A 5,706-nucleotide genomic window follows, 5' to 3' on the forward strand; every position below is an offset into this window, starting at 1 on the left:
GCTCCCGGAACGGCCCCCACCGCTCCGGCACCGACAGCCTGACCGACAGCCTGGCCGCCGGCTCCGGTGCGCCCCTGCGGGCCTGACCGGACGTCCCGCCCCGGCCGCGGGCTCCAGCTGACCGGCCCGGTTTCGACCGGGCCGGTCGGCCGGTTGAACACTCCTGACCAACGACTCGCCCACGCTCTGTGCGCGCTCTGTGCGCGCTTCACGCACGGTCTGCGCATGCCGTAGCCATCCGACGGCCAATGAAGGGCGCAACGCATTGCCATCGTTCGGATTTGCGGTGTGACCATGATCACTTAGAGACTTTGCGCGCCACGTCCACTCGATACCGTTTTAGGGACAGGTGTCGGTAACGATGGAAGGAGCGTTGCGCATGGAAAAGGACGAGACGACCCACCTGGCCCCGGGGCTTTCCGTACCAGGTCAGCGGGAGACCGGCTCCGGCGTCCTCGACGGCGCGGAGGTCTTCGAGCCGGCCACGGAAACATTCTCGTTCGGGCCCGTCGCAAACCCGAACCGGCTCCGGCTCGGCGCCTCCCGGTCACTGTGACTCCTGGAGGCCGGCCGCCGTCGGGCGGCCGGCCCTGCTGTTTCACCGCCGGTTTCACCGCCGACGGGTATGTCGGCCACACGGGTATGTCGGCCACGAGGAGCGTTGTCCTACCGTCACAGCATGAGCAGCCGCGATGTGACCGCACCCGCGGTCACCACGTCCTCGGTCACCACGCCCCTGGTTTCGGCGGACCCGTCCGGCCGGGAGAACCACCGGTCGTTCTGGGCCCAGTTGGACGGGCCGGTGCACTACGTCGACTTCGGGGGGCCACCCGACGGCCCGCTGCTGCTGTGCGTGCACAGTCTCGGCGGCTCCCACCTCAACTGGCTCGCCTTCGCCCCGCTGCTCACCCCGGTCTGCCGGGTGCTCGCGGTCGACCTGGCCGGGCACGGCCGGACGCCGCCCGCCGGGCGCCGCACCGACGTCGCGGCCAACCGGGCACTGCTCGACCGTTTCCTCAGCGAGATCGTCCGGGAGGCGCCCGTCCTCGTCGGCAGCTCGATGGGAGGCATAATCAGTGTGATGCAGGCCAGTCGGCGGCCGGAGTCCGTCGCGGGTCTGGTGCTACTCGGCCCGGCACTGCCCCGGCCGCGAGGCGTGCGCCTGGATCCTGAGATCACCCGCATCTTCGCCGGTCTGCTGGTCCCCCGCCGCGGCCGCTACACCCCCCGCCAGCTCGTTGACGAGAACCTGCGGCGGCTCTGCGCCGACCCCGGCCGCATCCCGCCGACGGCGATCGCGGCTATGGTGCGCGCGCAGAGCGAGCGCGGCGGGATCCCCGGCGCGGACCAGGCGTACGTGGGGGCAGCGCGCTCGGTCGTCTGGTCGCTGGTGCGCCCGGCCTCACTCGCGCGCATGGTCTGCACCGTCCGGCAACCGACGATGCTCGTCCATGGCTCCGCCGACCGGCTGATCCCGGTGGGCGTGGCACGCCACGTCGCCGCGGAACGCCCGGACTGGCGGGTGGAGATCCTCGACGGGTTCGGCCACCTGCCGATGCTCGAGGCGACGGAGCTCACCGCCGAGCTGGTGCTGGACTGGCTGGGCCGGGAGAGCCGGGAAAGCCGAACGGCGGCGGCGCACGCCCGGCCGCCGGCGGTGGCGGTGGCGGCAGACTGACGCCGCCGGGCATCGAGCCCGCTTCGGACCCGCTGGCGAACGATCATCCATCCCGGACGAGGAGATCCACCGATGCGAGGCACGCCGCCCGTCGACGCGCTCCGCGCGGCACTGTGCGCCGCCGCCGGGCATGCCGACGCCTACCTGGCGGGTCTGGCCGATCGTCGGGTCGGCCCCAGCCTGACCGCCGAGCAAGTCCGCCACCGGCTCGGCGACACGCTGCCGGCGGGCCCGAGCGACCCGGTGGCGGTCATCGACGCGCTGGTCGACGCGGTGGCCGGCGGCCTCACTTCGACCGGCTCGGGCCGCTTCTTCGGCTACGTCATCGGCGGGACCCTGCCGGCGGCGCTCGCCGCCGACCTGCTCACCGTCGTGTGGGACCAGAACGCTGCCCTGGCCTCCCTCTCCCCGGCCGCCAGCGCCGTCGAGGCGCTGACCGGCCGCTGGATCGCGCAGCTGCTCGGCCTGCCGCCGGGGGTGTCTGTCGGATTCACCACCGGCACCCAGATGGCGCACGTGACCGCCCTGGCGGCCGCGCGGCACCGGGTGCTGGCGCGGGCCGGCTGGGATGTCGAGACGGATGGTCTCGCCGGGGCACCGCCCGTGCGGGTCCTGGTCGGCGCCGCCCGGCACGCCACTGTCGACGCCGCGTTGCGCCTGCTCGGATTCGGCACCCGCGCGACGATCGCCGTCGAGGCCGACGCGCTCGGGCGGATGCACCCCGAGGCGCTGCGGGCGGCTCTTGCCCGCGGGAGCGGCGGGAGCGGGCCGACGATCGTGATCGCCCAGGCGGGGGAGGTCAACACCGGTGGGTTCGACCCCTTCGAGGAGGTGTGCGCGCTGGCCCGCGAACACGGCGCCTGGGTGCACGTGGACGGTGCGTTCGGGCTGTGGGCTGCGGTGTCGGCGGCGGCGTCCCGGCGCGCCCTCGTCGCCGGGGTCGAGCGGGCCGACTCGTGGGCGACCGACGGCCACAAGTGGCTCAACGTCCCGTACGACTGCGGGATCGCCCTCGTCGCGGACCGCGAGGCGCACCGGCGGTCGATGTCGGCCTCGGCGGACTACTTCGTCCTCGACTCCGCCTGCCGGCTCGACCCGGTCGACTGGACACCGGAGTTCAGCCGCCGGGCGCGGGCCTTCGCCGTGTACGCGGCGCTGCGCTCGCTCGGCCGGGCGGGGCTGCGCGACCTGGTGGACCGGTGCTGCGAGTATGCCAACCGCTTCGCCGTGCGGCTCGCCGCTCTTCCCGGGGTGACAATCCTGAACGCGGTGGCCGGCCCGGGCGGCCCAGCCGGGTCAGCCGGGTCAGCCGGGTCAGCCGGGTCAGCCGGGTCAACCGGCCCGGGTGGATCGGGCCGCGTCGTGGAGCTCAACCAGGTGCTGGTCCGGGTGATGGCAGACCCGGAGGGCGACCGGACGGCGGCCGGGCGGGCGGCGGGCGACCGGCTGACAGCGGCGGTCACGGCCGCGGTGACGGCGAGCGGCGAGGCGTTCGTGAGCGGCACGGTGTGGCGGGGCCGCACAGCGATGCGCATCTCGGTAAGCAACTGGTCGACCTCGGACAGCGAGGTAGAGCAGGCGATCGCGGTGATCGGGGCCGCCATCGCCGAGGCGCGGAGGACGACCGCGGCGGCGCCGGGCGGCGGCGGTACGCACCGCGGCGGTATCGCTTCGTAGTACCCGGCGGACACGACGGCGGAGGTGTCCGGACCGCGCGCGGGCCGCTAGGCTGCCGGATGAACGCCTTGTCCATCCGGCCGGCCCCCCGTGATGATCAGTTCCCGGCGCGCCCGCACCGGAGGGCGCCCGTTTCCACGGTCGGTGACTGGTCCGCAGCTTCGACCGGCGTGCCCAGCACGCGGGAAGATCTGACGTGTCCAACTCTTTCGTCCACCTTCACGTTCACACCGAGTACTCGATGCTGGACGGGGCGGCTCGGCTGAAGGACATGTTCAAAGAGGTCTCCCGCCAATGGACCACGGCCTCGACATCGAGCGCCGGGTCCGCGACGGCCTGGTGGGCATCGTCCGCACGCTCGGCATGCGGTTCGTCGTCACCAACGACTCGCACTCCACCTACGAGGCCGAGCGGGACGCCCACGCCGCGCTGCTCTGTGTACAGACGGCGTCGACGATGGCCAATCCCTCCTTCCAGTTCGAGGGGTCGGGCTACTACCTCAAGAGCGCCGAGGAGATGTACGGGATCGACACCTCCGACGTCTGGCGCGAGGGCTGTGAGACCATCCTGCTGATCGCCGAGCGGGTCGACCCCACCGGCATGTTCGCCAAGCACAACCTGATGCCGCGCTTCCCGGTGCCGGCTGGCGAGACCGAGGAGAGCTGGTTTCGCAAGGCGACCTGGGCCGGTATGGCCCGCCGGTTCCCGGACGGCTACGACGACGCCCACCGCGAACGCGTCGAGTACGAGATCGGGATCATCCTGCAGCTGGGTTTCCCGTCGTGCTTCCTGGTGGTCGCCGACTTCATCGTGTGGGCGAAGAGCCAGGGCATCCCGGTGGGGCGAGGACCGCATAGCGCAGATCGTCACCTACGGCACGATCAAGGCCAAGGCTGCGATCAAGGACTCCTCGCGGGTGCTCGGCTACCCGTACGCGATGGGTGACCGCATCACCAAGGCGATGCCGCCCGCCGTGATGGGCAAGGACATCCCGCTGGCCGGGATCTTCGACCCCCAGCACCCCCGGTACAGCGAGGCCGGGGAGATCCGTGGGGTGAGGAAGAAGAACGCCGCGGGGCAGTTCGACCTGTTCGCCTTCGACGCCGAGGACGAGCCGGGCGCGGCGCCCGTGTTCGGCGTGCAGGAGTTCTCCGACCAGGAGTGGGACAAGGCGGTCAAGCTGTCCCACGAGCGGGAGATGCTCGGCCTCTACGTCTCCGACCACCCGCTGCGCGACGTCGAGCACATCCTCGCGGCGAAGGCGGACTGCGGCATCGCGTCCCTGACCGGCGGGGAGCACCCCGATGGTGCCACCGTGACCATCGGCGGAATCATCTCCAGCCTGCAGCGCAAGGTCACCAAGCAGGGCAAGGTGTGGGCGCTGACCACCATCGAGGACCTCGAGGACGGGCTGGAGGTCATGTTCTTCCCGCAGACCTACGAGACCTGCTCCACTCAGCTCGCCGAGGACGCCGTGGTCATCGTCAAGGGCCGCCTCGACAAGCGGGAGGACACCCCGCGGCTGATCGCCTCTGACCTCACGGTCCCCGACCTGTCCGACGCCGCCCTGAGCCCACCGATGGTGATCATTATACTGGCGTCCCGGGTGAACCCGCCGACGGTGGAGCGGCTGCGGGAGGTTCTCGGTACCCATCCCGGGACGACGGAGGTGCACCTGCGGCTGCAGACCGCGAGCCGCACCACCGTGTTCCGGCTCGACGACGCGTACAAGGTCCAGCGCACTCCGGCCCTCATGGGCGACCTCAAGGCCCTGCTCGGCGCCTCCGCCGTGGCCTGAGCGGCGCGGGACGGACCGGAGTATCCCTGTTACCGGGGATCCTGTTACCGGGGATCCCCGGTAACAGGGATACGGACATGCAACACCCGACACCGTTGCGGCAGCGGGTTTCCGGGGGACGATGAGCCCAGGTAACAACCGGAGGATGCGCCGTGACGATCAGTCGAGAGCCGGCGAAGCACGACCCTGCCGAAGCAACCATTCCGCACCGGGAGCCGCGGTGGTCACCGAACGTGGCGCGGGCGACGCGCATCCTGCTCGAGAGCCTGATCGGGGACGACCCGCCGGTACGGATCACGCTGTGGGACGGCTCGGTGCTGGGACCAGACACCACCACCCGGATCCTGGTCCGCTCGCCGGAGGCCCTGCGCCGCGTCCTGTTCCGCCCGGGTGAGCTGGGCTTCGCGCGGGCCTTCGTCGCCGGGGAGATCGACGTCGAGGGGGACGTCTTCGCCGCCCTCGCGGTGCGCCGGGGCATCGCCGGGGCCGGCTCGCGGCTGACCGGCGCAACCGCCCGCGCCGCCGCGACCCTGCTGCGCGAACTCGGCCCGCC

The 5,706-nt window shown here is 72.0% G+C and carries 4 protein-coding genes and 2 pseudogenes; all 6 read left to right on the top strand.

From position 1 onward, the window contains the following. The first annotated feature begins 361 nt into the window (after positions 1 to 361). The gene (locus AC08OT_RS18645) at positions 362 to 556 is read left to right on the top strand and encodes a hypothetical protein (protein ID WP_462203195.1); all 195 of its coding nucleotides are present in this window, start codon (positions 362 to 364) and stop codon (positions 554 to 556) included. Between the two features lie 123 nt (positions 557 to 679). After that, positions 680 to 1,678, top strand: a complete 999-nt coding sequence (locus AC08OT_RS18650) for an alpha/beta fold hydrolase (protein ID WP_476592694.1) — start codon at positions 680 to 682, stop codon at positions 1,676 to 1,678. A 72-nt stretch (positions 1,679 to 1,750) separates the two neighbouring features. Further along, positions 1,751 to 3,355: a pyridoxal phosphate-dependent decarboxylase family protein gene (locus AC08OT_RS18655; RefSeq protein WP_476592695.1), complete on the top strand. Its 1,605-nt coding sequence runs from the start codon at positions 1,751 to 1,753 to the stop codon at positions 3,353 to 3,355. A gap of 196 nt (positions 3,356 to 3,551) precedes the next feature. Beyond that, a complete protein-coding gene (locus tag AC08OT_RS18660; protein WP_476603110.1) occupies positions 3,552 to 3,929 on the top strand; it encodes a PHP domain-containing protein in 378 nt (125 codons plus the stop codon). Next, a pseudogene (locus AC08OT_RS18665) lies at positions 3,908 to 5,153 on the top strand (OB-fold nucleic acid binding domain-containing protein); the annotation flags it as partial. The gene AC08OT_RS18660 and the pseudogene AC08OT_RS18665, both read left to right, overlap by 22 nt. 152 nt (positions 5,154 to 5,305) lie before the next feature. Beyond that, positions 5,306 to 5,706: pseudogene (locus AC08OT_RS18670) on the top strand (SAM-dependent methyltransferase); the annotation flags it as partial.

This window comes from Frankia sp. CgJB1, assembly GCF_977947065.1.

Excerpts from the sequence above, each read along its gene's own strand:
- AC08OT_RS18645 (WP_462203195.1), top strand. The coding sequence starts at position 362 with ATGGAAGGAGCGTTGCGCATGGAAAAGGACGAGACGACCCACCTGGCC.
- AC08OT_RS18650 (WP_476592694.1), top strand. The coding sequence starts at position 680 with ATGAGCAGCCGCGATGTGACCGCACCCGCGGTCACCACGTCCTCGGTC.
- AC08OT_RS18655 (WP_476592695.1), top strand. The coding sequence starts at position 1,751 with ATGCGAGGCACGCCGCCCGTCGACGCGCTCCGCGCGGCACTGTGCGCC.